At 69.3% G+C, this 25715-nt stretch carries 20 protein-coding genes and 6 pseudogenes; 19 read left to right on the forward strand and 7 right to left on the reverse strand.

Translation table 11 applies throughout. The features are described 5' to 3' along the window. Positions 1-209: 209 nt before the first annotated feature. On the forward strand, positions 210-569 hold the full coding sequence (locus tag HUV60_RS22780) for a hypothetical protein (protein ID WP_257849087.1): 360 nt from the start codon (positions 210-212) through the stop codon (positions 567-569). Between the two features lie 24 nt (positions 570-593). Here the strand turns inward: HUV60_RS22780 and HUV60_RS22785 are convergent. Continuing rightward, positions 594-1421, reverse strand: a pseudogene (locus tag HUV60_RS22785) (HARBI1 family protein). 267 nt (positions 1422-1688) lie between these two features. Here HUV60_RS22785 and HUV60_RS22790 point away from each other — a divergent pair. From HUV60_RS22790 to HUV60_RS22805, 4 genes and pseudogenes are all read left to right on the forward strand, one after another. Beyond that, complete coding sequence (locus HUV60_RS22790) at positions 1689-2453, forward strand: barstar family protein (protein WP_257849088.1); 765 nt, start codon at positions 1689-1691, stop codon at positions 2451-2453. A 77-nt stretch (positions 2454-2530) separates the two neighbouring features. Beyond that, a complete protein-coding gene (locus HUV60_RS22795) occupies positions 2531-2845 on the forward strand; it encodes a DUF6444 domain-containing protein (protein ID WP_257849089.1) in 315 nt (104 codons plus the stop codon). 55 nt (positions 2846-2900) lie between these two features. Beyond that, positions 2901-4187 (forward strand): annotated as a pseudogene (locus tag HUV60_RS22800) (ISAs1 family transposase). Between the two features lie 113 nt (positions 4188-4300). Beyond that, entirely contained in the window at positions 4301-4405 is a 105-nt protein-coding gene (locus HUV60_RS22805) for a S1 RNA-binding domain-containing protein (protein ID WP_257849090.1), read from the forward strand. 330 nt (positions 4406-4735) lie between these two features. Here the strand turns inward: HUV60_RS22805 and HUV60_RS22810 are convergent, their stop codons facing one another. Then, positions 4736-6160 (reverse strand): VanZ family protein, encoded by a 1425-nt coding sequence (locus HUV60_RS22810; RefSeq protein ID WP_257849091.1) that lies wholly within the window; start codon positions 6158-6160, stop codon positions 4736-4738. Between the two features lie 76 nt (positions 6161-6236). Beyond that, a complete protein-coding gene (locus HUV60_RS22815; protein WP_257849092.1) occupies positions 6237-6524 on the reverse strand; it encodes a hypothetical protein in 288 nt (95 codons plus the stop codon). 35 nt (positions 6525-6559) lie between these two features. Between HUV60_RS22815 and HUV60_RS22820 the strand changes: the two are divergent. The 3 genes and pseudogenes from HUV60_RS22820 to HUV60_RS22830 all read left to right on the forward strand — a co-directional run bounded on the left by HUV60_RS22820 (position 6560) and on the right by HUV60_RS22830 (position 8914). Beyond that, a pseudogene (locus HUV60_RS22820) lies at positions 6560-7856 on the forward strand (ISAs1 family transposase). Positions 7857-7892: 36 nt separating this feature from the next. Beyond that, positions 7893-8297 (forward strand): annotated as a pseudogene (locus HUV60_RS22825) (ATP-binding protein); the annotation flags it as partial. Positions 8298-8617: 320 nt separating this feature from the next. Then, positions 8618-8914, forward strand: coding sequence for a hypothetical protein (locus HUV60_RS22830; protein WP_257849093.1), 297 nt, complete (start codon positions 8618-8620; stop codon positions 8912-8914). Between the two features lie 410 nt (positions 8915-9324). Here the strand turns inward: HUV60_RS22830 and HUV60_RS22835 are convergent, their stop codons facing one another. Further along, positions 9325-10104 carry a GntR family transcriptional regulator gene (locus tag HUV60_RS22835; RefSeq protein ID WP_257849094.1) on the reverse strand — a complete coding sequence of 260 codons (780 nt, stop codon included), beginning with the start codon at positions 10102-10104 and terminating at the stop codon, positions 9325-9327. A 165-nt stretch (positions 10105-10269) separates the two neighbouring features. Here HUV60_RS22835 and HUV60_RS22840 point away from each other — a divergent pair, with 165 nt between their 5' ends. The 8 genes and pseudogenes from HUV60_RS22840 to HUV60_RS22875 all read left to right on the forward strand — a co-directional run bounded on the left by HUV60_RS22840 (position 10270) and on the right by HUV60_RS22875 (position 15657). Beyond that, a complete protein-coding gene (locus tag HUV60_RS22840) occupies positions 10270-10620 on the forward strand; it encodes an SCO3933 family regulatory protein (RefSeq protein WP_257849095.1) in 351 nt (116 codons plus the stop codon). Continuing rightward, positions 10620-11921, forward strand: coding sequence for an FtsK/SpoIIIE domain-containing protein (locus HUV60_RS22845; protein ID WP_257849096.1), 1302 nt, complete (start codon positions 10620-10622; stop codon positions 11919-11921). The genes HUV60_RS22840 and HUV60_RS22845 overlap by 1 nt, the downstream gene beginning before the upstream one ends. Further along, positions 11918-12115 (forward strand): hypothetical protein, encoded by a 198-nt coding sequence (locus tag HUV60_RS22850; RefSeq protein WP_257849097.1) that lies wholly within the window; start codon positions 11918-11920, stop codon positions 12113-12115. The genes HUV60_RS22845 and HUV60_RS22850 overlap by 4 nt, the downstream gene beginning before the upstream one ends. Before the next feature lie 301 nt (positions 12116-12416). Further along, a pseudogene (locus HUV60_RS22855) lies at positions 12417-13625 on the forward strand (replication initiator); the annotation flags it as partial. Between the two features lie 124 nt (positions 13626-13749). Then, a complete protein-coding gene (locus tag HUV60_RS22860) occupies positions 13750-14103 on the forward strand; it encodes a hypothetical protein (protein ID WP_257853088.1) in 354 nt (117 codons plus the stop codon). Then, positions 14091-14432, forward strand: a complete 342-nt coding sequence (locus HUV60_RS22865) for a transposase (RefSeq protein WP_257853090.1) — start codon at positions 14091-14093, stop codon at positions 14430-14432. Before HUV60_RS22860 ends, HUV60_RS22865 begins: the two co-directional genes overlap by 13 nt. Continuing rightward, positions 14429-15208: a transposase gene (locus tag HUV60_RS22870; RefSeq protein WP_257853091.1), complete on the forward strand. Its 780-nt coding sequence runs from the start codon at positions 14429-14431 to the stop codon at positions 15206-15208. The genes HUV60_RS22865 and HUV60_RS22870 overlap by 4 nt, the downstream gene beginning before the upstream one ends. 323 nt (positions 15209-15531) lie before the next feature. Next, entirely contained in the window at positions 15532-15657 is a 126-nt protein-coding gene (locus HUV60_RS22875; RefSeq protein WP_257849098.1) for a hypothetical protein, read from the forward strand. A gap of 60 nt (positions 15658-15717) precedes the next feature. On the opposite strand, the pseudogene HUV60_RS22880 reads toward HUV60_RS22875, so the two are convergent. The 3 genes and pseudogenes from HUV60_RS22880 to HUV60_RS22890 all read right to left on the reverse strand — a co-directional run. Then, positions 15718-16029: pseudogene (locus tag HUV60_RS22880) on the reverse strand (recombinase family protein); the annotation flags it as partial. A gap of 89 nt (positions 16030-16118) precedes the next feature. Further along, positions 16119-17525, reverse strand: a complete 1407-nt coding sequence (locus HUV60_RS22885; RefSeq protein WP_257850217.1) for a recombinase family protein — start codon at positions 17523-17525, stop codon at positions 16119-16121. Between the two features lie 282 nt (positions 17526-17807). Further along, positions 17808-18797 carry an ion transporter gene (locus tag HUV60_RS22890; RefSeq protein ID WP_257849099.1) on the reverse strand — a complete coding sequence of 330 codons (990 nt, stop codon included), beginning with the start codon at positions 18795-18797 and terminating at the stop codon, positions 17808-17810. A 191-nt stretch (positions 18798-18988) separates the two neighbouring features. Between HUV60_RS22890 and HUV60_RS22895 the strand changes: the two genes are divergently transcribed. From HUV60_RS22895 to HUV60_RS22905, 3 genes are all read left to right on the forward strand, one after another. Further along, positions 18989-20110 (forward strand): hypothetical protein, encoded by a 1122-nt coding sequence (locus tag HUV60_RS22895; protein ID WP_257849100.1) that lies wholly within the window; start codon positions 18989-18991, stop codon positions 20108-20110. Between the two features lie 48 nt (positions 20111-20158). Next, positions 20159-20935, forward strand: coding sequence for a TIGR03936 family radical SAM-associated protein (locus HUV60_RS22900; protein ID WP_257849101.1), 777 nt, complete (start codon positions 20159-20161; stop codon positions 20933-20935). Between the two features lie 261 nt (positions 20936-21196). After that, positions 21197-25624 carry an Rne/Rng family ribonuclease gene (locus HUV60_RS22905; RefSeq protein WP_257849102.1) on the forward strand — a complete coding sequence of 1476 codons (4428 nt, stop codon included), beginning with the start codon at positions 21197-21199 and terminating at the stop codon, positions 25622-25624. Positions 25625-25715 lie beyond the last annotated feature (91 nt).

Here is a 25715-nt window from a genome sequence, read left to right on the forward strand (position 1 = left end):
GTGAGTGAGGCGCTGCGGCGGATCGCTGAGGCTGTGGTCGATATCACAGAGGATGAGGTCGCCGCAGCGCTCGGCTCGCTTGGGTTGCCAAAGGCTCGGCAGGTCGCCCGAGACGTTCCGAGCACACCCCTGCCGTCGGCGGGCAACCATGCAGGCATCCAGTCCGATGTGGAGTGGGTTTAGCCGGCCTCTCGTGAGAGCCCGGCGCCATGGGGGAGACGTCGGCAGATCAGGCCGTCAGGCGGTTCCTGGCAACGATCCATGTCGGTGATCTCTGCCAAGGGACGGTGACGGCGGCCACTCGGCCTGAGGCGTCGGTGATCCTGGATGGCTTTGCCGCCTACCCGCTCGGGATGCTGGGAGTGCTGGACGGTTCCTGGCGTCAGCGCTTTGCCGACGTCGCTGTGGTCGGGCGGAGGATCATCGCCGAGGTGATCGCCGTGGATCCGGACGCGGACCGGGTACGGATGTCGATGGCAGCCACCGAGAACCCGGAACTCTGGGCGTTCCTCAAACAGCTTCGACTTGGCGAGTTCGCCGATGGCATCACAGTGAGCCTTTCCCAGTAATGAATCATGACGTTGTGTGATCGTTCAGATGGTGCGGTCGTATTCGAGTTGGAGCAGGACGAGGGCTGCTGCGGCGATCTTCGTGATGCGGCTGGGGTCGAGGCTGACCCGGCGTAGGGCCTTGAAGGTGGTCTTGAGCAGGGAGTTGGCGCGCTCGCAGACGCCGTGGATGCCGCGGATGACCTTGTTGTAGGTCTGCTGGGCCTCGGTCAGCTCGCCTCCGGCGGGCTTCTTGTGCGGGTGGCGGAAGCCGTCGCCGGCGTTCTCGTAGCCGAGGTCGACGAGGGTCGGCATGTCCAGTTCGGCGGCGATCCGGTTGAGGGCGTCGACCAGGCCGTGGTGGCGGGCGCAGGTGGTGTCGTGCTCCCTGCCCGGGCGGACCGGTGAGACCTAGATCGGCCAGCCGTCCGGGGTGGCGATGACCTGCACGTTCCCACCATGGTGCCGGTGTTTTCCGGACCACCAGAGGTCTGCGCCGTTGGGGCCGGGGGCGGCGACGCGGTCGGTACGGATGACGGTGCCGTCCAGGTTCAGGTGCGTCAGCCCGGCCGCCTTCGCGCGCTCCAGCGCGGTCGCGAGGTCCGGTGCCCCAGCCGCCAGAACGGTCAGCCCCTCGTGGAGGTAGCGGTAGGCGGTGGAGGCCGACAGGCCGTTTTCGCAGGCAAGTTGGGAAAGGCGGGTGCCGTCGATGAACCAGCGCAGGACGAACACCGCCTGGCGGAAGCAGCCCAGCGCACGCCTGTCCTTGCGGGTTCCGGCCGCGATGCGGTGATCGCGCAGCAACCGGGCCAGGTGCTCGGCGGTGGACCGCTTCACATCGAGCACCGCGGTATATGTGACACTGGTCGACACGTGAGGCCCCTCGGTCAGAACAATTTGTCGCAAGATCGTTTCTACCAGGGGCCTTACGTCTGCCCCGACTTGAGGACCGCACGGGCCGCAGCGTAAGCATCGCGATCACAGCGAGCGACGGGCGCTTACCGGGAAAGACTCATTACACGAAGATCCAACGCTTCAGCGCACCCCATTTCCCTGACTCGGGGTGGAATTAGTAGCTCTATTGTTAACTGGTGTAGCGACTTGATTGTCGCTGCACCAGTTCCGGTTTGGGGATTAGGCATGGCTGGCGAACTGCCTGTAGTGGGCAAGGTGGATTTTCCGCTGTACGTGGTATCGGATGAAGAGTCAGGGAGGGTGCTTGTTGCGGCTGAAGAAGTAGAGGGATTTTTTGTCGACCCGGAAGAAGAGTCGTCGGAAGTGGCCTTCCTGAGGGCCCATGAGGTCGAGAAGGGTAGGCAGAGGGTCGAAGATGCAGTGATGGCAGTCATGAATCGCCGACGGGAGAAGATTGGTGAGTACTTCATTGGTCGGGTTGTGCTCGGTGATTCGGGCGTAGAGGGGCCAGGCGGAAATATTTCGAGAGTCGCGTACCGGTTCTTTGGTAGTCGCTGCGACTATCCCGAAGCTGAAAGAATTTGGCCGCGTTGGGCATCAGGGATCGCCCTGGAGGAGGGTGAATGGCTTCGGTGGCCGACGAACTATCAGGGTGCATGGCTGCACGTCGTTCAGAACTCATGGTTCGCTTCGAATCGTAGGGCTGCTCGCTATGGAGTGGAGGAAGTTGTCCACTTGGACGGGGCGCAAATTTCCACGAAATCGGGGTTCTATTGCGCATTGGGAGAGGCGGTCAATGGCCCGGGCGGGTACTTTGGATCGAATCTTGACGCTCTCGCGGACTGTATTTCTTCGAGTTTCGGCGAGGGGCCTCCGGCGAGGATCATTTGGCGGAACTTTCAGGCGTCTCAAGAATTTCTCGACCACGCCTTTCTTGATTCGATTGTGGGACTAATGCGTGAATTCCGCGTGGATCTTGACACTTGCTGACTGTGACTGTTTAGGACGGCTGCTGAGTTGCGGCGATGCCGTTCGGGGTGGCCGTTCCGGTCGGGTAGGTTGATCTTGTGTCCGTCAGCCCGCCGTCGCCGCCTTCCTACGAGGAGTTGGCCACGCTGGTCACGGAGTTGAAGCTCCTGGTGTCCGCGCAGGCGGAGCGGATCGCGGAGCTGGAGCGGCAGGTCGCCGTCAACTCGCGCAACTCCTCCAAGCCGCCGTCGAGTGACGGGCTGCGCAAGAAGCCCGCGCCGAAATCGCTACGCAAGGCGTCTGGCCGTAAGCCGGGTCGGGCCAAGGGGGATCCGGGTCAGGGCCCCGGCGTTTGCCCGGATCGCCCCGGCCTGGGCCGGTTGATCATGCTGGCGGGCCCCGGAAGCAGATGAACACGGCACCTGTGGATCATGGAGTTCTCTACGCTGCAAGATCCACGAAGGTGCCGTGTTCGTTCCTCCATCATCCCCTGCCGTCGTTCCCGTCTCTCCGGCGCCCCGCCTGGAGGCCCTCGGCTCGGATGCTGCGCGAGGCCAAGTCCGCGGCCCGGTTGCCGAGTTCGAGTCGGTCACCGATCCTCGCGGGGCGTGCGGGGTGCGCTACCGGGTCTCCTCGCTGCTGGCCCTGGTGGTCTGTGCGATGACCCCGGCGGGCCATGACTCCATCACCGCGGCGGCGGAGTGGTGCCGACGTGCGACGCCGGAGGAACTGGCCGCTTTCGGTCTGCCCTACCATCCGTTGCGCGGCCGCTACCGGATCCCGAGCGAGAAAACCTTGCGCACCGTTCTGGGGCGGCTCGATCCCGGTGAGGTCAGCGCGGCCGGCTACGACCACCTGCGGCCCCTGCTGTCCCACTCTCCCGAGCCGCTCATGCCCGACCGCGGCATCGAACGCGAACAGCGCCGCGCCCACCGGGCAGCCGCCCGCGCCGAACCGGTGCGCTCCCGGCGCCGGGCGATCGCAGTGGACGGCAAGTGCCTGCGCGGCGCGAGGCGCCCGGACGGCAGCCGGGTCTTCGTGCCCTCCGCCGTCCGGCACGGCGACGGCATCACCCTCGCCTCCCGCGAGATCGGCGCGAAGACCAACGAAATCCCCGAGTTCCAACCCCTCCTCGACCAGATCGACGACGCGGACCCCAGGGGGCGGTCGTGACCGCCGATGCCCTCCACGCCCCACGCGACCACGCCACCTACCTGCACGAACGCGGCGCGCACTACCTGCTGACCATCAAGAACAACCAGCGCGGCCAAGCCCGTCAACTCCACTCCCTGCCCTGGAAGAAGATCCCCGTCATCCACCGCGACGACGCCCGCGGCCACGGCCGCCACGAACAGCGTCTCGTCCAGGCCGTCACCGTCAACGGCCTGCTCTTCCCCCACGCGGCCCAGGTCCTGCGCATCCAGCGCAGACGCCGTCTCTACAGGGGCGAAGAAGTGGTCCAGCGAGACCGTCTACGCCATCACCGACCTGCCCGCCGAGGAGGCGAGTGCCGCCGAGATCGCGTCCTGGGCTCGCGGGCACTGGACCGTGGAGAACACCGTCCACTGGTGCCGCGATGTGACCTTCAACGAGGACAAGTCCCAGGTCAGGACCCATAACACGCCCTCGGTCCTCGCCGCCGTCCGCGACCTGATCCGCGGTGCGCTCAAGCTTGCCGGGTACGTCAACACCGCCGCCGGACGCCGAGCCCACACCGAACGCACCCTCGTCCTCAGCCTCTACGGCATCACATGATCAAACCGGACGACCCGGGCAAACGCCGGGGCCCTGCCGTTCGGTGCCTTCGTGCAAGTTACGGATGGCATCGAAGGCCTGGCCCGGCTGTTTGAGCTGAGTTCGGCGCCGGGGTGGCTCCGGGGGATGTCGTACAGATCGGCGACGAGCTTTCGGTCACCGTCACGGACGTCGACAGGAAGAGACACCGGCTCTCCCTTTCTCGACGACAAACCTGAGCGGTTACGGCGCAGACCGTGCCCTCAGATGGGCACTTGGCCACAAGTCGCTCAGGGGAACGCCGCTGCCGCAAACTGCAGAGTGATCCACTCTCCGTTCCGAAATGCAATGGATCTGAAGGGTGAGTCCCGGGGTAACGTTCCGGTGGTCTTGCTTGACGGGCTGGGCTTCCACTTTCTGTACCTGTCGGTCACCTTCGGCGGCCCTGCACGGACTATCTCCGGGCAGGGCCGCTTTGGGTGGCGTTCTTCTCATGGTCGTGATCTGCACTGGTGGGGCGCCAGAGGTGAGTGGCCTGCGGATCGAACGGTGTTTACCAGGGATGTGGGTCACCCGGCCTTGACTGGGGCGTTGGTGCCGTCATAGACCTGTCCGTCGACTGCATCGGCCCGCCACAGGTCTGCCTCGATCGACGACTCCGAGTCAGCGCCCTGCTCGCCTTGGCGCATTGTCAGGTTCACGAGCCACTCGGGTCGCCAGATTCCGTTTCGCTCGGCCGCCTTGAGGGTGAACGCTTCCGCCCGATACAGGGCCTTTACCTGATCGATGTCCATGCTGGAATCTCCGTTGGCTCGAGCCTGGGCAACCAGCCCGTCGAGCACTGCCGTCTCAGCCTGCTCGGCGTCGAGCTTCGCCTCCGGGAGATCGACCTCCGTTAGTCCAAGAGTGACGTCCACCTGTGCTATTTGTCCCGCCCTGCTGACCTGGACGTCCAGCGTTCGGGGCATTAGTACGTCATTGTGAACCCAGCGGTAACCAGTCATCCAACCCAGTTCTGCTTTTTCACCCATCCGGTGCGTTTCATGTTCTGATGCTCCCGTTGCCCAGGGGTAATGGGAGCGCATGTACTGCTCAGCGATCTCGTAGGCCTCCTGCTCAGTGGACGGATTCTTGGCGCCCTTCACGGGATAGCCCATGACGCTGGGGCGGTCGCTGTCCACAAGGAGTACGTTCAGGTGTTCCTTGTCCGGCCACGACAGGCTGCCACTGCCAAATGCTTCCGGGTGTCCCTTGTCCCGACTGAGCAGGTTGAAGATGACGGTTGTGCAGGGTGCTCCCACGCATGGCTGCTCATATACGTCACCCAGTTTGTAGTGGTCGCCGAACGCCTCGTCGACCACTTCCTCTACGGCCTGACGCTGCACAGAGCCTGCGGTTTTGAGGCTGGTGCCGTCCACGTGGGCGAAGGCGACCAGCGGGCGTGCGACACCCGCGCCCAGGATGAGGATGACTGCGGAAGCGATCGCTGATGCCTTGGCTCCGGCATGCCAGCCGAGTGCACCGCGTCGGGCCAGCACCGCAGTAGCGATGGCGAGGCCGATCAGGCCGCCGAGGATGTTCATCTGGGCATCTGCGCTGTCGCATACGCGGCCCAGGCCGTTGACCGTGGCTTGGGTGAACTCGATGGCCAGGGGCAGCGACACGACTCCCACCAGCGAGGGCAGGAATCTACGTACTGCGAAAAGCGCGAAGAGCCCGAGTGGCACGGTCATGGCGAGGTTCCACAGGCCCTGTGTGGTGTGGAAGGGCTCGGCGAGGCTGTGGTTGATGACGCATTGCCGGCTGGCTGTACCGCTGTCCATGAAGGTGACACCGAGCACGCCGGTGAGCGTGACGACAAGCCCGCCCCACCACAGACCGAATGGTTTACCGAGCCGGTGAGAGAGCAGCCACGTCGCACTGCCGAGGATGAGAGCGACCAGCACGCATGTGGCCAGGTAGATGAGGTGGTCTTGGAAGATCGCGGTGAACACAGGGATCCTTGCCAGGGTCAGGGCGCGGGGAGCAAAGGGCCCCGCCGCGGAGGCAGGGCCCTCGTTATTGCTTGTTTCAGCACTTGGTGGACGGCGTCTGGAAGGTGCCGCCGCTGTAGTTCAGTACGCCGGTGCTGCTGTAGCACAGGTAGTTACCACTCCTGCTCCAGGACTTCTTCACCGTCTGGCCGGAGCTGATGGAGAAGTAGCCAGAGTAAGTGGTGGAGCCGGACAGGATGTAGCCCAGGCGGACGCTGACCGCGCTTCCGCCAGGGCCCCGGCGAGTGCCTGGATCATCCCGTTCTGGGATGTTGATCTCGGTGATGGGTCCCGGAAGCAGGTGAACACGGCACCCGTGGATCATGGAGTTCTCTACGCTTCAAGATCCACGAAGGTGCCGTGTTCGTTCCTCCATCATCCCCTGTCGCTGCCCCCGCTTGCGCGGTGCCCCGCCTGGAAGCCCTCGGCGAGGGGGCCGCCAAGGATCAAGTCCGCTGCCTGGTGACCGAGTTCGAGTCGGTCACCGATCCGAGAGGGGCTTGCGGGGTGCGGTACCGGCTCTCCTCGCTGCTGGCCCTGATGGTCTGCGCTATGACCCCGTCCGGACACGACTCGATCACCGCGGCGGCGGAGTGGTGCCGACGCGCGACGCCGGAGGAACTGGCTGCCTTCGGCCTGCCCTACCATCCGCTCCTCGGCCGCTACCGGGTGCCGAGTGAGAAGACTCTGCGCAGTGTCCTGGGACGCCTGGATCCCGGCGAGATCAGCGCGGCGGCCTATGGCTACCTTCGGCCCTTGCTGTCCCCACGGCCCCGCCGGCCGGAACCGGTCATGCCCGACGGCGGCACCGAGCGTGAACAGCGCCGGGCCCACCGGACAGCCGCCCACGCCGATCCGGTACGCATCCGGCGGCGGGCGATCGCGGTGGACGGCAAGTGCCTGCGCGGCGCCCGCCGCCCGGACGCCAGCCGGGTCTTCGTCCTGTCCGCCGTCCGCCACGGCGACGGCGTCACGCCCGCCTCCCGCGAGATCGGCGCGAAGACCAACGAAATCCCCGAGTTCGCCCCTCTCCTCGACGGAATCGACGACGCAGATCTCGCGGGGACGATCGTCACCGCCGATGCCCTCCACGCCCCACGCGACCACGCCACCTACCTGCACGAACGCGGCGCTCACTACCTGCTGACCATCAAGAACAACCAACGCGCACAAGCCCGTCAGCTCCACGCCCTGCCCTGGAAGAAGATCCCCGTGATCCACCGTGACGACGCCCGGGGCCACGGCCGACACGAGCAGCGGCTCGTGCAGGTCGTCACCGTCGACGGCCTGCTCTTCCCGCACGCGGCCCAGGTCCTGCGCATCCAGCGCAGACGCCGCCTCTACAGGCGCGAAGAAGTGGTCCAGCGAGACCGTCCACGCGATCACCGACCTGCCCGCCGAGGAAGCGAACGCCGCCGAGATCGCGTCCTGGGCTCGCGGGCACTGGACCGTGGAAAACACCGTCCACTGGTGCCGAGATGTCACCTTCAACGAGGACAAGTCCCAGGTCAGGACCCACAACGCGCCCGCCGTACTCGCAGCCCTCCGCGACCTGATCCGCAGCACACTCAAGCTCGCGGGTTACATCAACACCGCCGCCGGACGACGAGCCCACACCGAACGCCCCCGCGTCCTCGCCCTCTGCGGCATCACATGATCAAACCGGACGATCCAGGCACTCGCCGGGGCCCTGGCCGTGTTCCTCCGGAGCGTTGGCGCTGGTGACCTCGCAGACGACGCGTGTCTCGTGGTCTCGGAGCTGGTCGGGAACGTGGTCAACCATGCGGTACCGGACCGACGCCGGGCTATGCCTGGCTCCTGCCGACGCGTCGACGTGAGGTTCAAGAAGTATCCGAAGTGGCTCTTCATTGGGGTCTCCGACGAGGACTCGACGCCTCCGCTGCTTCCGGCGGGTGAGGCGTTCGCGCCGGGACTGATGGGCGAGTTGTCCGAGGCTGTGTTGCCGGACTCCGGCCGTGGTCTGTTCATCGTGCAGCGACTGGTGACGGCGCTGTGGTGGACGGCGGACGAGAGAGGCGGCAAAACCGTGTGGTCCCGATTCGATCTTGACGAGTCCACGGCCGCTCAATCGGTCTGAAAGACCCCGGGCCGCCGCCCTGGCGTACTCCCTCGAGATCGGGAGTGGGCGGTGCCCCGGTCATCGGCAGGAGTCTGACCACTCCCGCCGAAGGGGCGCGGCCTCTCGGACGTTCGGGGGCTCCCCTCCCGAGTGAGGGGCCGCGCTTCACATCACCCATATAGGCCGGGCCACCCCATCTGCCCTGGAAAGCGAAGGGTGGCCCGGCTGGGAACGCGACGGTCCCCGGTGCCTGATGGTACCGGGGCCGTCGTGCTGCATTCCGGCTCTGTTCCAAGGAAGTTGACGACCCGTTACTAGAGCAGGGCAGAGGTGGCAAGGTGACTGGCTCGGGTGAAGGCTGGCTGAGCGATGGTCTCGATGTGCCGGGCGCGGACTCGGGTCTCTGGGTGTCCGGTGTCGACTACATCGCTGGGTGGCATGAGGCGCGCGAGGCTGCCGACCGGTTCAACCGGGCGCTCCTGGGCGCGGGCTTCGAACTGTCCGCAGCGCGGGCCGTCGCCTCGACGAACGAGGACGGACGCGGCGTCGTACGGCTTACCGGCTGGCCCGGCGCGGTGGAACGGCTCGCTCAGCTCCTGGAAGCGCGTGCGAGCAGCGATGGCGGTGCAGCCTGAGGGCCCGCTCCGCTGGTGGGTGCCGCGGATGGGCACGTCGCCGGCCGGAGGGACTTTGGGCGGGAGCTGCCATGGGGCGAGTGAACAGGGGGCCCTACGCTGGCCCGGCGAATCGGGCAGGCACTGGTCCTGCCCGCGTATGTGCCCGATGGGCCCCCTGTTCTTCGAGGCTCGCCCCACGGTGGCTGCCTAAAGTCTCGGAGGGCGGCGACCCCCAGCCCCGTGGGCCCCTGCTCGCTGCGGCTGCTCGACGCCTCGACTGCCTTGAGGGGCTGCGGCGTGGGGCGTCGGGCGACCGGACGGGACCGGCGGCCACGCCGCACGCCCGGCCGGGGCGGCCGGGCGGCCCGGCGCGCCGCAGGCGCGCCCTTGAGGAAGTGAAGGCTGTTTCGACCGATGCCGTATGCCGCTCAGGCGCGGGCGCCTCGCGCGGGCTGCTGGTCGGTGGTGATCCGGTAGGCGAGTTCGGCGCGGTCCGCACCGAAACGCAGTTCTTCGAGGAACAGGGGGCGACTGTCGGCACTGTGCGCGGTTCGGGCCACGTGCAGAACCGGGGTCGCGTCCGGGAGCTGGAGCGCGGTGCGCTCGTCGGGCAAAGGCATGTGTGCGCGTACCGTCTCGCTCCACGACAAGGTGTGTCCGGCCTGGGTGAGAACCCAGTAGATCGCGGCGGGCGGCTTGCACGGCTCCGTGCCGAGGAGTGGAACGGCTTCGGCGACCTGGAAGGGGATCAGCGTGCGGTGCATGGCGCGCGTCCCGGTGTTCGGGTCGACGAGCAGCCGGTCACAGCCGAACAGGGCTTCTTCTGTTTCGAGCTTGAGGTGCCGGCCGGTGTCCTTCGTGGTGCGGGTGCGGTAGGTGTGTGGCTGCTCGGCCTCTTGCCAGATGTCGCCGTTGGGCATCACGAACTTGCCCTCGGCGGTGCAGCTGACGCGGCGCTCGATGGTGAGGACCGGCTGTCCACTGGAGCGTACGAAGCTGCCTTTGCCGTGGCGGACGTCGATGAGTCCTTCCGCGCGCAGTGCCGCGACGGCGTTGCGCACGGTGGGCCGGGAGACGCCGTAGCGGGCCATGAGCTGGGCTTCGGACGGCAACAGGGACTCGGGCGTGAACTCGCCGGACAGGATCGCTTCTCGGATTGCCGCAGCCACCTGCTGGTAGAGGGCTCCGGGGCGCTGGATCTCCGACATCTCGGCATCTCCGGGGTGAGGTCGTAGGTACGTCGCACGCGCGACATCACTCGTCAGCATAAGTAGTTGCAGCGTCGCAGTACAGGACTCCATAGTTGTAACTCGTAAGGACAAGTGACGTCAGCACCTTGCTGGCGTCCCGATTGGCCAGGGAGGCCATAGAACATGCAGTCCATTCCCGTGGACACGACGCGGCTCGGCGTACTGCGCTGCGCCATCGCGCCGGAAGCCAAGCTCAGCAACCCCGAGACGCAGGAGGTGAAGAAGGACCGGGACGGCAATCCGGTCTACACCGTGGCCGTGACCGTGCGGCAGGACCGGCGGCGGATCTCCGTCATCGAGATCGCCGTGAGCGGTGAGCCGAAAGGCATCCAAGAGGGCCAGATCGTCAAGGTCACCGGCCTGACCGCGTTCGCCTGGTCGATGGGAGACCGGCACGGCGTCAGCTTCCGTGCCGACGCCATCACCCCCGTACCCGGCGCTGCGGCGACGCACGGCAAGGGCGGCGACGCCTGATGGGACCCGTCCTTCTCGCCTTCGTCCTCGCCGTGCTGGCCTGGCTGCTGGTCGTCGGTGACCTGGTGCGCCGGCACCGCCCGGCCTGGCACTGGCACCTCGTCGGCTACCCGGCAACCACGTGCCGGCTGATGGCGACCTGGCGCAAGGTGGCCATGCTCAACGACCTCGCCGTCTCCCGGCGTCCTCCGCGCGGGCTGCTCGGTGACCTGGTCGTCAAGGGAGACCCACTACGGCCGGTGGCTCCTCGAATCTCCTTCCCGCGTGCCACGCGCATGGGCCTGACCCTGGTCGTGCGGCTGCACGCGGGACAGACGCCAGCCACGTACATAAAGGCGGCGGATGCGCTGGTGCACGCATGGAAGGTCCATGCGGTTCGTGCCACCTCCCCGGAACGTGGGCTCGTGCTGCTGACCGCGACGGCCACGGATCCGCTGGAGCGGCCCGGCTTAGCCACGGCCCATGTCGAGCTGCTCTCGGCGCTCATCGGTGCTCTGGAGAGCGGCGGCGCCTGGGTGATGAACCTTCGGCTCGTGCCGCACTGGCTGATCACCGGGGCCACGCGGTCCGGTAAGTCCACCCTGCTGGCCCGGCTGATCACCCAACTCGCGACTCAGCCGGTCGCCATGGTTGGCATCGACTGCAAGGGCGGCATGGAACTCGGACTGTTCGCCGGACGGTTGAGCGCGCTCGCCACGTGCAGGCGTGAGGCGGTCGCCGTGCTCTCCGCCCTGGTCGTCGATATGCAGGACCGGATGAGCGCGTGCCGGTCGGCGGGGGCACGCTCCATCTGGGAACTGCCGGACACACTACGGCCGGTGCCGGTCGTCGTGATCGTCGACGAGATCGCTGAGTTGTATCTGTCCGACGGCACCCGAGAGGGCAAGGCAGAGGCGGAGCAGTGCTCCACGCTTCTGCTCCGCCTGGCCCAACTCGGTGCCGCCCTTGGTATCCATCTGGTGGTGGCCGGTCAACGGGTCGGCTCCGACCTCGGCCCCGGCGTCACCGCCCTGCGCGCCCAACTCGGCGGTCGTATCTGCCACCGCGTCAACGACCCCGGCACGGCAGAAATGACCCTGGGAGACCTGAACAAGGACGCTGTCGCCGTCGCCCAGTCGATCACGGCGGAGGAGCGCGGGGTCGCCGTGTGCACCGGCCCGGACGGCGGCTGGAGCCGCGCCCGTTCCCACCTCACTCCCACGGAAGAGGCCGTCTCGACGGCTCGGAAGTACGCCGCGATGGCACCGGAACTGCCTGCCCTGGATCGCGCTCTCGCATCGCTGGAAGGAGACGACAAGTGATCAGCGAAGGTGTGGCGTTCACGTTCGCGGTGATCTTCGGGATCATCACCGTCCTCCTCGTCCGCTCCCGTGACGTCCGCGCCTGGGAAGCGGCCTGCGTCGGCCTGTTCGGCCTCTACCTCGGCCAGACCCCCGTGCTCTACACCGTCCACGGCCTCGTCACCTGGGTCATCAGCGGCTTCTCCCACACCTGACCAGCGAAGGGAACACAACGGCATGCCTATGCCTCGCGTGAGGTGCCCCCACTGCAAGGGCGACGGAGCCCGCAGGACCTGGACCGGACGCCATCGGCGCTGCCGCGTCTGCCGCGGCACCGGAACCATCCGCTGACCCCACAGCACCACCTCGGAACAGGAAGGAAGTGATCCCCATGAATGCCGGCGCATCACCACCCGCCATCCGTGCCGCTCCGGCGGCCCACCCCGGAAGGTCACCACCATCACCCCGGATTCCACCCCGGCTGTCAGGCGCGCCGCTCTCGACCGCGCGGCGCGCCTGCGTCAGCTTCCCGAAGCAGACCGCGACGCCATCCGCCTGGCCCAAGGTCCCAAGTTTCCCCGCCTCCTGGAGCAGATCACCGCAACTGGCGGCTGCACCCACCCCATCCATCTCTCCGGCTTCACCACCACTCTCCACGGTGCGACCGGTGAGATCTTCCACCACTACGACACCCGCAACGAGCCCGGTGAACGCCTCCTCGTCCGCTGCCGCAACCGACGCGCAACTGTCTGCCCCGCCTGCTCCCGCCTCCATGCGGGCGACACCTACCACCTCGTACGTGCCGGCCTCCTCGGCGGCAAGAACGTCCCCGCAACGGTCCGCCATCGCCCCCGGCTGTTCGTCACACTGACCGCGCCGTCCTTCGGCGCCGTCCACCGTGCCGGGGAACGGTGCCGTCCCCGACGTGACGGCGGCACCTGCGAACACAGACGCCCTCTCGGCTGCCCCGTCGTGCACGCCCCGGATGCTGCGGCTGTGGGCCAACCCCTGTGCCCCGACTGCTACGACTACACCGCTCACGTCCTGTGGCACGCCCACGCCTCCAGGCTCTGGGACCGGTTCGTCATTGACGTACGCCGCCGCCTCGCCTCCTCGGTCGGCCTCGTACAGTCCCGGTTCGCCCAGCACGCTCGCCTGTCCTTCGCGCGCGTCGCCGAGTACCAGAAGCGCGCTGCCGTCCACGTGCACGCCGTCGTCCGCCTCGACGGCCCGGCGGGCTCGGACGACGAACCCCCGGCCTGGGGCACAGCGGAACTGCTCACCGACGCCGTACGCGTATCCGCCCGGCGGGTCCTGGTCCGCACGCCCTACAGCCTGGCCGTCGGCGAGCTGGCGTTGCGCTGGGGCGCCCAGGTAGATGCCCGGCCCCTGCGCGCTGATGGCGACGGACCCGACGATGACGCGGTCGCCGCTTACGTGGCGAAGTACGTCACCAAGGGAGCGAGTGAGACCGGTGCCGGCCTCGACCACCCGCTCACCACCTGGGCCGATATCGACTCCGCCCCTGTCAGCGAGCACGTGCGAACCCTCATGCACACCTGCTGGCGCCTCGGCGCTCTTCCCGAGTACGCACCGCTCCGTCTTCGCGCCTGGGCTCACACCCTCGGTTACCGGGGCCACATTCTCACCAAGTCCCGCGCCTACTCCACGACATACGCGGCCCTGCGAGCGGAACGCGCCCACCACATGGGCCGCTCCGACCTCGTGTATTCAGCTACGAGGGCCGTCCGTCAGTGATGTGACGCCCTGATAGCGGAAGGGTGCCCCTGACCTGCGATGATCTGAACTTCCTAGATCAAGAACGTCGCAGAGTGGGGGCACCCAACAGGTGCAGGCTACCGAATGGGATCGTCGGCTCGTTGTGCGGGCCGACGGCAAGAACCTGGTCGGGCATGCGGGCGTGGTGCTGCTGCACCGGATCGCGGACCGGGTCGGGCTGACCCGCGCCCTGGCCGCCGCGCTGCCCCGCGGCGTCGGGCCGGGGTGGCGGGATCGCGGGATGGCCCTGGTCCAGCTGGCCTGCGCGATCGTCCTCGGCGCGAGGAATGTCCTGCAGGCCGAGCAACTGCAGCAGCACTGGAGGCCGTTCTTCCCCGTCCGGTCTCGGACAGCACCCTGTGGCGCACGCTGGAAGCCATCGACGGCCCTGTCGGAGCCCGGGTGGAGCGCGTGCGCGCCGTGATACGGCGTGGGGTGTGGACGCTGCTCGCCCTGCGGCCCGGTGGGTTCCCGTGGATCTCGGTATGCGGGCGCACGCTCACCAACTGGTACGTCCTGGATCTCGATGCCACCTTGGTGACCTGCACCAGCAAGAAGGACGGCGCGGCCGGCACGTTCAAGGGCGGCTACGGACATCACCCGCTGGGCGCCTGGCTGGCCAATACCCGCGAGTGCGTGACCATGCTGCTACGGCCGGGCAACGCGGCGTCCAACGACGTCGCCGACCACAAGACGGTGCTGGCCGCCGCGCTGCGGCAACTCCGCTGCCGCTGTGGTCGAAGCTGCTGGTGAGGATCGACGGCGCGGCCTTCAGCCACGGCCTCCTTGAGCATCTGCAGGCGCTGACCACCAGCCGCCGCCGAGTGCGCTGGGTGACCGGCTGGGCCATCAATACCGCCGACGAGGCCGCGATCGCACTGCTGCCCGCGGACGTGTGGAACGACGCGCTGCGGCAGGACGGCGAGGTCCACGAGATCAAGGGCCCGGACGGACAGAAGGTCACCTACCAGGTCGCCGAGCTGACCGGGGTGCGCGACCTGAGCGGCTGGCCCGAGGGGATGCGGCTGATCGTGCGCCGGGTCAAGCCCTCGCGCCGCGATCTGAAGAAGCTGACCGCGTTCGAGCAGCGCACCGGCTGGCGTTACCAGATCGTCGCCACGAACATTCCCGCCCACCAGGGGCTTTCCGGGGTGTCCGGCTCCGGGCAGGTGTGGTTCGTCGATGCTCTCTACCGTGATCATGCCGAGGTCGAGGATCGTGTCAAGGCGATCAAGCGGATCGGCCTCGGGCTGCTGCCCTCGAAGTCCTGGCAGCTGAACGCCGCCTGGGTGCTGGCTGCCACTATCGCCGCGGACCTCGACGCATGGACCAGGCTCCTTCTCCTGCATGACGAGCCCGAACTCGCCGCCGCCGAACCGGAGACGATCCGCAGGAGGCTCTACCACCTGCCCGCCCGGCTCACCGCCCACGCACGCAGACGCACCCTCCACCTCGACCGCACCTGGCCCTGGGCGCCGGCGTTCGCCACCGCCTGGCAGCGGGCCACCCAGCTTCCGGCCCACACCTGACGGTCGGCCCCGCCCCGACGACAGCGGAGAGGAGAGGACCCGCAGCACCCTCGGGCCCGTGGAACCCGACGCCCCGCAGCGTCACGCGACGGCCCGTCCTCGAACGGCAGGGGACATTACGGGCAAACCGCCGAACCGACCGACGTCACACCGCAAGTGAAGAATCGAGGCCGATGTGCCTGACGCCGTCGCTGAAAGGCACTGGCGTTACCTCGGCTCCGGCCACACCCCCGGCGCTGCGCTTATCGCGGCAGGCGTTGCCGAAGACCTTGCCGAGACCCGGCGGCTCAGCGCTGATGCGGTGCAGCAGGGGAGGTGGGGCGATGACTCCCTTGCCTGAGCGAGAGACCGCGGACAGCGGGGCCATGAACCTGATCGAAAGCGAGATCGTGATCGTGGATGAGGACGGCACGGAAGAACCGTTCGACGCCTCCTCGTGGTTTGAGTGAGACGAGAGGCCGTCTCTCTTATATAGGGGAGACGGCCTTGTCCGTCCGAGCCGGGCTACGTCAGAGGGCCTGCGCGAAGTCGTCCTCTCGGATCACAAGTCGTTCACGGACGTCCTTCGGGATCAGCAGGCGAAGGTGCACCTTCGGGGCTCGTACCTTGGGCACCTTCGTGCGGGTGACCTCACAGCGGATCCCGACCCGGTACAGGTCTGCGGCCATGGCCTCCATGCCTCCCTCCTGCCAGTGCTCCCGGAACGTCTTCCCACCGTGGACGTTGACCCACCGGTCCTTAGCCGTCTCGGGGGCGATGGCCTCGAGTTCCCCGATGAGCTTGTCGAGCGTTGTCTCTGCCTGCTCCTTCGTGAACCGGGTCGGGTGTGGCTCCTTTGGAGGGACGGCCCTAGCTGCGTGAACTGCGGCTTGAGGCACGCCCGAGTGATCGACTCGACCACGACAGCGGGTCACGCGGTGACCGGCACCCTCCGCGCTGTCGATCTTGATGCGACGCGCGGGCGTGACCTGCTGGTTCCGAAAGGATCTCCACGACCGGCAGTCGAGCCCAACCGGCAAATGCCCAGCTCAGCCTGTCCCTCCAAAGGAGCCACACCCAACCGGGTCTTCGTGTACCGGCCACCGGGTTCGAGCTCCTTCATGTACAGCGCGATGGAGTCTTGAAGGCGCTTGATCTCCCTCCGGACCTCGGCCCCCTCCGCGTACTGGCGAACTTCCACAGGGAAGTCCCCGAGGACCTTGAGCACGTCCTCTACCAAGCGCTCGTAGATGCTCTGCGGGTTGGGTGCGCCACGTCCACCGCTCTTGCAGTTGCGGCACCGTAGGTAGTGGTAGGTCCCGAAGACGTTGTCCGTGATGTGAACGGTCATGTTCGTCTTGCAGTCGGCGCACAGCAGCACCCCCAGGAACTGGGTGAGTCCGCCGACCCGGCGCGGGGGCTGCTTCTTCATCCGCTTGTCGAGAGCCGCACCGAGGGATGCGAACTCCTCCTCGCTGAAGATCGGGGGAGCGACCTTGATCGGCCTGCCATCCCTGCCGAGTACTGGCTTCGAACGCCGTTGCCCACCGTTCTTGTCCTCCTCCACCCGGTAGCCGAGCAGAGCGGGGTTACGGAGACGGCGTACAAGCGTCGCCACCGTAAGTCCTTGGCTCATGAGGCCGGACCGCTTCAGGCACCGCACCATGAACATGGCGGAGCGTCCTCGAAGTGCCATACGTCGGGCCCAGTGCAGAGCCTTGTGAGCCTCGGGATCGATGGCGAGAACGACCTTCCCCGTGCCGTCCTCGGCCGTGACGTAGCCGTATGCCGGCTTGCCGATGATCCAGTTCTCCTGGGTCTTCGCGTAGTCCCACAGGCTCGTGACGCGGGTGGAGGTGTTGGCCGCTTCGATCTCGGCGATGCCGCCGATGATCGTGACCATGATCTTCCCGGCGGTCGTCGTGAGGTCAAGACTGTCGTTCTTCGAGACCAGGTTCTTCCCGCGCTTGAGACTCCACTCGATCATCGTTGAGAGATCGGAGAGGCGGCGCACGAACCGATCGAGTTTCCAGAACAGGATCTCGTCGAACTCGGGGGAACGGTTGTTCAGCCAGTCACCCAGCTCCTTCCTCTTCCATGGTGGGACCTTCGTCGCCGACACGTTCAGGTCCGAGGCGACACCGATGACTCGGCACCCTCGTTCCCTGGCCAGGATGCGAAGGTCAAGCTCCTGCCGCACCGGTGAGGTCGTCTCGTCCGTCAACACGGATAAGCGGATGGACAGGAGAGCCCGAGGTGCGTCCTCGGGAAGCAGGGCCTCGGCCCGCTTCAGCTCCTCCAACAGCGCAAGGTCGGCTTCGGTCCACTCGGCTTCCACGTTGTAGGCCGCTCGCGCGGTTGCGAGCTGCCGCTGTCCTCGTTTGCCCATGTGGGGGAGCATGGCGCGGTTTTGAACGTATTTCCATATGCCCTCAGCTCGACACCAGTATTCAAATCGGACCAACTGGTGAGAAGTTGCTGCCGTTGACGGTCAAGAACGCGGCGTCGGCTCCCAGCGGGGCGACGTCCTGAGCCGTCGTCCACCAGACGTCCAGTGGGCCCACTCCCGGACACCGGGGCGGGCCCACTGGGGTTCGCGGCCCGAGGTGGTGACGCGGTGTTACGGGCGCGCGGTGTCGGACACCGGTGCCGGTGTCCGTGCTGGTGCCGGCCCGGGCGGATGGGTGGTGAGGACGGGCGGGAGGACGGCTTCGAGGTCGTCCAACGCCCTTCTGGCGATGGCGATGCGGATGCGCAGGTCCACGTCGGGGTCCGGGGCCGGAACCGGGGAGGGAACCGGAACCCGGGCGGGGGCCGGGGGGACGTCGGGGGCGGGGGACTGTTCGTGCTCCAGTTCGCGGGCCTCGTCCAGGGAGCTGATGACGACCCCGATCAGGACGTTGACCAGGACGAACGAGGCGATCAGCACGTAGGAGGCGTAGTAGACGATGCTCCAGCGGGAGATCTCCAGGCCCGCGTGGACCGCGTCCCCGAGGCCGTCCAGGGTCATCAGCAGGAAGAGGGTGAGGACGGCGCGGCCGAGGGAGCCGTACTGGCCCGGGTTCGCCTCGCCGAAGAAGACCCAGCCGACCATGGCGTAGACGTACAGCAGGAGCGCTCCCACCAGCAGGAAGCTGATGGTGCCGGGCAGGCTGCGGGTCACCGCCACGATCACGATGCGCAGTTGGGGCAGGAAGCGGGCGGTGCGCAGGACGCGGGCGAGGCGCAGAAGCCGCAGGACTGTGGTGTTCTCGCGGACGACGGGGAGGAACGCGCAGACGACGACGGCGAGGTCGAAGACGTTCCAGGGGTCGCGGAAGAAGCCGCGGGGGCGGTCGGCGTGGGCACAGGCGCGTACGGCTATCTCGGCGGTGAAGGCGGCGAGGCAGAGGTGTTCGGCGAGGCGTAACCAGCGGTGCCAGTCCTCGGCGAGCCCGCTGTAGGTCTCGGCTCCGAGGAGGACCGCGTTGACGATGATCAGGGTGAAGACGGACAGGGCGAACCAGCGGGCTTCGGTGAGGGCGTGGGCTCTCTCCGCCAGGACCCGACGCAGGGGGCGGGACCGGGGCGGCCGGGGCGCGGCGCCCGTGGGGGCAGGGTGGTCGTTCATCGTGCTGTATCTGCTCCTTCGTGCCGCGCGCCATGCCCGAGGTGCAAACGGGCCCGCGGGTTCGCGCGGCGGTGACACTCCAGAGCTGATTTCCACAACATTGTAGATTCGCGGGCATGTGATGCGGGGAGGGTGACGCGTCGGCCCGGTGCCGGTGCATCCGAACGGCCTGCCGGGGCGTCTACCTCTGCATGGACCTGGAGAAGCCGGACGCCGAGAGACCGCCCCCGCCCGTGCCGCAGCCTCCGCGGCGGCAGCCGGAGGCGGCGGGTGAGGGATGTCTGGTCGTGGCGGTCCGCCTGCCGGTGCGGATCGTCGTGTTCCTCGTGGTCCTGCCGGTGCGGCTGGTGTGGGGCGCGTGTGCCGTCGCCGCGCGGTGGCTGGGCCGCGCCGTGTTCCGTCCGCTCGGGCGGGCACTGCTGTGGACCGGGTGCGCGGTGTTCGTGTGGCCGCTGGCCGGGCTGTGGCGGTACGTCCTCGTGCCGCTCGGCAGAGCGCTCGCGTGGCTGGGGAACCTGATGGTCCTCGTGCCCGCCGGGTGGCTGTACCGCTATGTGCTCGTGCCGCTCGGGCACGCGCTGGTGTGGTTGTACGCGCGTGTGCTGACGCCCTTCGGGCACGGCGTGATGTGGGTGCTGCGCGGGATCGCGGCCGTCTGTGCCGCGATCGGGCTCGGGGTGTTCGCGGCCCTCGCCCGGCTCACGCGGTATCTGGCCGTCGTGTCCTGTGCCTGGCTGTACAGATGGGTGCTCGCGCCCGTCGGGCATGCCGTCGCCTGGTGCGTGAAGGGGCTGGTGCGGCTGGTGGGCATGCTCGTCACCGGCATCGGGGTGGGGCTGTACTGGATCACCCGGATCCTGTTCGTGCTGCCGCTGCTCGGCATGTGGCGCTGGGTTCTGACGCCGGTGGGGCGGGTGCTCGCCGTCGTCGCGCGAAAGATCTGGAACGCACTCGGACACGCCTGGCGGGTCACCGGGTACGTCTCGCTCGCGGTGGGGCGGTTTCTGGGGGCCTTCCTCCGGTGGACCGTCGTGGAACCGGCACGCTGGGTGTGCACACGGGTGCTGACACCGGTGGGGCATGTGGTGCGGGACATGGTGCTGCGGCCCGCCGCCGCGGCGGGCCGTGCCGTGGGGAGGGCCGTACGGCAGTCCCTCGCCTCCGCCCGCGCGACGCTGCGGCAGGCGCGCGCCGACCTCCGCCGGATGCTCGTCGGGGAGCGGCGGCCGGCACCGGTGGGGAACCGGCGGGAACCCATCGGCGGTGACGCGCGTACTCTTGGTGGCAGTACGACCGCACTCACGAAGGACTGAGCGACACTGGGCAAGCGACAGCCCGAAGGCCCGCCGCCCGCACCCGCGGTGCAGCGCATCCGACTGCGTTACACCAAGCGCGGCCGCCTCCGGTTCACCAGCCACCGTGACTTCCAGCGTGCCTTCGAGCGCGCGCTGCGCCGTGCCGAGGTGCCGATGGCGTACTCGGCGGGGTTCACGCCGCACCCGAAGGTGTCGTACGCCAATGCCGCACCCACCGGCACGGGCAGTGAGGCGGAGTACCTCGAGGTCGCGCTCACCCAGGAGCGCGACCCGGAACTGCTCAGAGCGCTCCTCGACGAGTCGCTGCCCGCGGGCCTCGACATCGTGGAGGCGGCCGAGGCCAGGACCTCGGGGCTCGCCGACCGGCTCACAGCCTCGGTGTGGGAGCTGCGACTGGACGATGTCGACGCCGAGGAGGCCCGCCGAGCGGTGGACGCCTTCAACGCGGCCGGGACCGTCGAGGTGCAGCGCCGGACGAAGAACGGCGTCCGTACGTTCGACGCCCGCTCCGCTGTCGTGGATCTGGAGAGCGTGGAAACGCCCTCTTCACCAGCCGATAGGCCGACCGGCCGGCCCTGTGCGATACTGCGGCTGGTTGTTCGGCACGTGACGCCTGCCGTTCGACCCGACGACGTTCTGTCCGGTCTCCGCGCCGTGGCCGATCTGGCGCCGCCGGTCCCCGCAGCGGTGACCAGGCTGGCGCAGGGGCTGCTCGATGAAGAGAGCGGCACGGTGACCGATCCGCTCGTGCCCGACCGCGAGGCAGCAGCGGCCGAGCCGCAACCGGCCGGTGCCACTGCCACCGCGACGGTGTCGGCGTAAGGAAGGTCCCGCGTAGGGACGGACGTCGTAGCGCCGCCCTCGTACCTCGGGAGCCACCCGGGTCGGGCAGCGCACCCACCACAAGACTTTCGCCAGGCCGTACGCATTCGGTGTACGGAACCGGCGAGACAGGACACAGAGAGCTCCCGTGCGGCGCCCGCGCCCCGGACGGCGGTAACCGCGCTTCGCGCGAACCGCGGACGTCACCGGCATCGCCGGACCAGGTGCGGCGCCCGGGAGCCTGACGGGAGAAACCCCCGCATGCTCGAACCGACCGAGCCCACAGAGGGCTCCGAACCGAACAGCCCCAGCGACACCCTGCCGCCGCTCCGTAGGCGCCGGGCCGCCTCCCGGCCGGCCGGCCCGCCCGCGGCGGCCCCCGGCACGACGGACCCGGCGACCGCCCCGGCCATACCGGCCGACGAGTCCGCCCGGTCCTTCGACCCGCTCGAGCAGAACGACGGGCCCGAGGCCGCGGAGGGCACCGGGAGCGAGCCGGCCGCGGCACCCGCGCCGGTCGCGGAGCCGGTGGCGGCCCGGACCGGGACCCCGGCCGACGCGGACGACGCCGCTCCGCGCAGGCGCCGACGGGTCGCGCGCCGCCCGGCCTCGTCCGCGGGCGCGTCGGAGGCGGCGCAGGCCGCCGAGACCGTCGTACCGGCGACCGAGACTTCGGCCGCTCCGCCCGTCGAGTCCGTCGTGGACGTCGAGCCGGCCGCTCCGGCCGTGGATGCGGCTCCGCCGCGGGCGCGTCGTCGTGCCACGCGCCGTGTGACCTCGCCGGCGGCCCCCGTCGCCGGGGCCGCCGAAGCGCGGGCCACCGCGAGCGCCGTGAGTGCGGACGGTCCGCAGGCCGCCGACACCGCGGCCGTTTCGGACGACGTCCCCCTCGCGGACACCGCCGTCGTGGACGTCGAGCCGGCCGCTCCGGCCGTGGATGCGGCTCCGCCGCGGGCGCGTCGTCGTGCCACGCGCCGTGTGACCTCGCCGGCGGCCCCCGTCGCCGGGGCCGCCGAAGCGCGGGCCACCGCGAGCGCCGTGAGTGCGGACGGTCCGCAGGCCGCCGACACCGCGGCCGTTTCGGACGACGTCCCCCTCGCGGACACCGCCGAGGCCGCCGTCGCCGACGAGGCTCCCCGTCGTGTCCGGCGTCGCGCCTCGCGTCGTGCCTCCGCCCCCGTGACCGCCGAGACGGCGCAGGACGGCCCGGCCGTTCCGTCCGCCGAGACCGCCGCCTCCCCCGCCGAGGAGGCGAAGCCTCCCGTGACCGAGAGCACCGGAGAGACTCCCACGTCCCCCGAGATCCCCACGACGTCCGAGACCCCCGAGACCCCCGAGGCGCCCGCCGCGGACGAGACCGCTCCGCGCCGTCGCCGCCGTGCGGTCCGCAAGGCCGCCGCCGGATTCGCCGAGCCCGCCCGGCCCGCCGCTGGATCCGCCAGGACCGCCGAGGCCGAGCCGTCGAAGCGTCCCGCGCGTCCCGCGGTCGCCGTGTTCCAGGCTCCGGTGTTCACCGAGCCCCAGTTCCAGACCCCGGAGCGGGCCGCCGCCGAAGCGGCCGCGGAGGCCGTCGGCCCGGCGGAGCCCGGTGAGCCCGAGGCGACCGAGGCGACCGAGGCGACCGAGGCGCTTTCGGAGGAGCAGCCCGCCCCCCGGCGCCGCCGCCGTCGCCGGGGTGCCGCGGACGAGACCGACACGGCACCGCACGCCCAGGCTGATTCCGCCGGAGCCGGCAGCACCCGTACCGGGCCCGCCCCCGACGCCCGCACCGACGAGGAGGCCGACGAGGAGGCCGACGAGGACACGGACGTCGACGAGCAGGCCGAGGACCACGCGGACGACGACCAGGACGAGAACGAGGGCGCCGGTTCCCGTCGCCGTCGCCGCCGGGGCGGCCGTCGCCGCAGGCGCGGCGAGTCCGCCGAGGCCGACGCCGAGGGCGACGAGCCCGGGACCGACGCCGAGCGGGACCACGAGAACGCCGCCGACGGATCCGCCGACGACGCGGAGGACACCGACGAGCCGGCCGAGGACCGTGACGACTCGGGCGCCGCGGGCGGCTCCAGCAGCAGCCGGCGCCGTCGTCGCCGGCGCCGCCGGGCCGGGGACGGAGGCGAGGCCGAGACCCCCACCGACGACCCCGAGCGCACCGTCGTCAAGGTCCGCGAGCCGCGCAAGGCCGCCGAGCCGTCGGACGAGGTGCAGTCCATCAAGGGCTCCACCCGCCTGGAGGCGAAGAAGCAGCGCCGCCGGGAAGGCCGTGAGCAGGGCCGCCGACGCGTCCCGATCATCACCGAAGCCGAGTTCCTGGCCCGACGCGAGGCCGTCGAGCGCGTCATGGTGGTCCGGCAGTACGGCGACCGCACGCAGATCGGCGTCCTGGAGGACGGCGTGCTCGTCGAGCACTACGTCAACAAGGAGCAGGCCACCTCGTACGTCGGCAACGTGTACCTCGGCAAGGTGCAGAACGTGCTGCCGTCGATGGAGGCCGCCTTCATCGACATCGGCAAGGGCCGCAACGCCGTGCTCTACGCCGGCGAGGTCAACTTCGAGGCGCTGGGCATGGCCAACGGCCCGCGCCGGATCGAGGCCGCGCTGAAGTCCGGCCAGTCGGTCCTCGCCCAGGTGACGAAGGACCCGATCGGGCACAAGGGCGCCCGTCTGACCAGCCAGGTCTCCCTCCCGGGCCGCTACCTCGTGTACGTCCCCGAGGGCTCGATGACCGGCATCAGCCGCAAGCTGCCCGACACCGAGCGGGCCCGGCTGAAGACCATCCTCAAGAAGGTCGTCCCCGAGGACGCGGGCGTCATCGTGCGCACCGCCGCCGAGGGCGCGAGCGAGGACGAGCTGCGCCGTGACGTCGACCGGCTGCAGGCGCAGTGGGAGGACATCAGGAAGAAGTCCAGGAGCGGCGGCAGCTCGAACGCGCCGACGCTGCTGTACGGCGAGCCGGACATGACCGTCCGGGTCGTGCGGGACATCTTCAACGAGGACTTCACCAAGGTCATCGTCAGCGGTGACGAGGCCTGGGAGACCGTCCACGGGTACGTCGCGCACGTCGCGCCCGACCTGGCCGACCGGCTGCAGAAGTGGACCAGCGAGGTCGACGTCTTCGCCACGTACCGGATCGACGAGCAGCTCGCCAAGGCCCTGGACCGCAAGGTCTGGCTGCCCAGCGGCGGTTCGCTGGTGATCGACCGGACCGAGGCGATGGTCGTCGTCGACGTCAACACCGGCAAGTTCACCGGGCAGGGCGGCAACCTCGAGGAGACGGTCACCAGGAACAACCTGGAGGCGGCCGAGGAGATCGTGCGCCAGCTGCGGCTGCGCGACCTCGGCGGCATCATCGTCATCGACTTCATCGACATGGTGCTGGAGTCCAATAGGGATCTTGTTCTGCGGCGTCTCCTTGAGTGTCTGGGCCGGGACCGTACGAAGCACCAGGTCGCCGAGGTGACCTCGCTGGGCCTGGTGCAGATGACCCGCAAGCGGGTCGGCCAGGGTCTGCTGGAGTCGTTCTCGGAGACCTGCGTCCACTGCAACGGACGCGGTGTCCTCGTCCACCTGGACCAGCCCACCTCCACCGGAGGCGGCGGCAAGCGCAGGAAGCGGGCGCGGGCCGGGGCCGGGGAGCACACCCACGAGCACGAGGCCGACGTCGCCCTGACGGCGGAGCAGGAGGCGGAAGCGGAGTCGGAGGCCGAGGTCGCCGCCGAGGCGGCCGAGCCCGTCGCGCTCCCGGCGCCCGGGTACATCCCCGACGAGGAGCTGTACAGCAGCGCTGCCGAGGCGGAGGCCGCGGCCACCCGCGGCCGTGGCCGCCGCCGGGCGAGCCGGAGGGCCTCGGCCCCGGCCGGCGCGCCGAGGCGCGAGGAGCGTCGCCGCGAGCCGGCCGCCGTCGAGGAGCCGGTGGCGGAGGTGCCGACGGCTCAGGACACGACGGCCGCCCAGGAGGCCGCGCGTCCGGTGCAGCCGGAGCCGGCCTCGGGGGCGCACGCCGAGCCGGTCGCCGCCGAGGACCCGGTCGTCGAGGCACCGACCGAGGCGCCCGTCGAGGCACCGGCAGCCGAGGAGGCCGCGCCCAAGGGCCGTACGCGTCGTCGGGCCACCCGTAAGGTGTCCGCGCCGGCCGGTTCCCCGGCGGGTGCCGAGGCCACGGTGGTGACGGTCGCGGAGGCCGCGTCCGCAGCCGCCCCGTCGGAGCCCGAGCAGGCGCCGAAGCAGGTCTCGACCGAGCCGGCCGAGGCGCCCGAGGCGGCGGCCGAGACCGCCGCGCCGCCTCGCCCGCGCCGCCGCGCGGTGCGCCAGCCGACCGTATCCACCGCGTCCGAGGAGGCGGCCGTCGTGGTCGTCCCGTCGGCCACGGCGGACCAGGCGGCCCCGGTGGACGAGGCGGCAGCGGTCACCACTGACGCGGAAGCCGTCGAGGAAGCCGCTGACGAGAAGGCCCCGGCCAGGAAGACCGCCCGCGCGGCGGCCAAGAAGGCCACGGCGAAGAAGGCCACCGCGAAGAAGACGGCGGCCAAGAAGACGGCGGCCAAGACCACCAAGTCGGCCACGAAGAAGACGACGGCCAAGAAGACGGCGGCCAAGACCACCAAGTCGGCCACGAAGAAGACGACGGCGAAGAAGACCGCGGCAGCGGCCCAGCAGCCGTCGCCCTCGGTCACGGCGTCGATGGAGGACTGATCAGGGCCCGCCCGGCAGGGCGGCACGCGGAGAGGGGCGGGCACCGGCGACACCCGGTGTCCGCCCCTCTCCGTGTTTCGTCTCCCTCGCG

Source organism: Streptomyces sp. KMM 9044 (assembly GCF_024701375.2).
Lineage (GTDB): Bacteria > Actinomycetota > Actinomycetes > Streptomycetales > Streptomycetaceae > Streptomyces.

Coding starts and splice junctions, on each gene's coding strand:
- HUV60_RS22790 (WP_257849088.1), top strand. CDS start 1,689: ATGGCTGGCGAACTGCCTGTAGTGGGCAAGGTGGATTTTCCGCTGTAC.
- HUV60_RS22875 (WP_257849098.1), top strand. CDS start 15,532: ATGACTCCCTTGCCTGAGCGAGAGACCGCGGACAGCGGGGCCATGAAC.
- HUV60_RS22895 (WP_257849100.1), top strand. CDS start 18,989: ATGGACCTGGAGAAGCCGGACGCCGAGAGACCGCCCCCGCCCGTGCCG.
- HUV60_RS22905 (WP_257849102.1), top strand. CDS start 21,197: ATGCTCGAACCGACCGAGCCCACAGAGGGCTCCGAACCGAACAGCCCC.
- HUV60_RS22815 (WP_257849092.1), bottom strand. CDS start 6,524: ATGATCCACGGGTGCCGTGTTCACCTGCTTCCGGGACCCATCACCGAG.
- HUV60_RS22840 (WP_257849095.1), top strand. CDS start 10,270: ATGCAGTCCATTCCCGTGGACACGACGCGGCTCGGCGTACTGCGCTGC.
- HUV60_RS22890 (WP_257849099.1), bottom strand. CDS start 18,797: ATGAACGACCACCCTGCCCCCACGGGCGCCGCGCCCCGGCCGCCCCGG.
- HUV60_RS22835 (WP_257849094.1), bottom strand. CDS start 10,104: ATGTCGGAGATCCAGCGCCCCGGAGCCCTCTACCAGCAGGTGGCTGCG.
- HUV60_RS22845 (WP_257849096.1), top strand. CDS start 10,620: ATGGGACCCGTCCTTCTCGCCTTCGTCCTCGCCGTGCTGGCCTGGCTG.
- HUV60_RS22780 (WP_257849087.1), top strand. CDS start 210: ATGGGGGAGACGTCGGCAGATCAGGCCGTCAGGCGGTTCCTGGCAACG.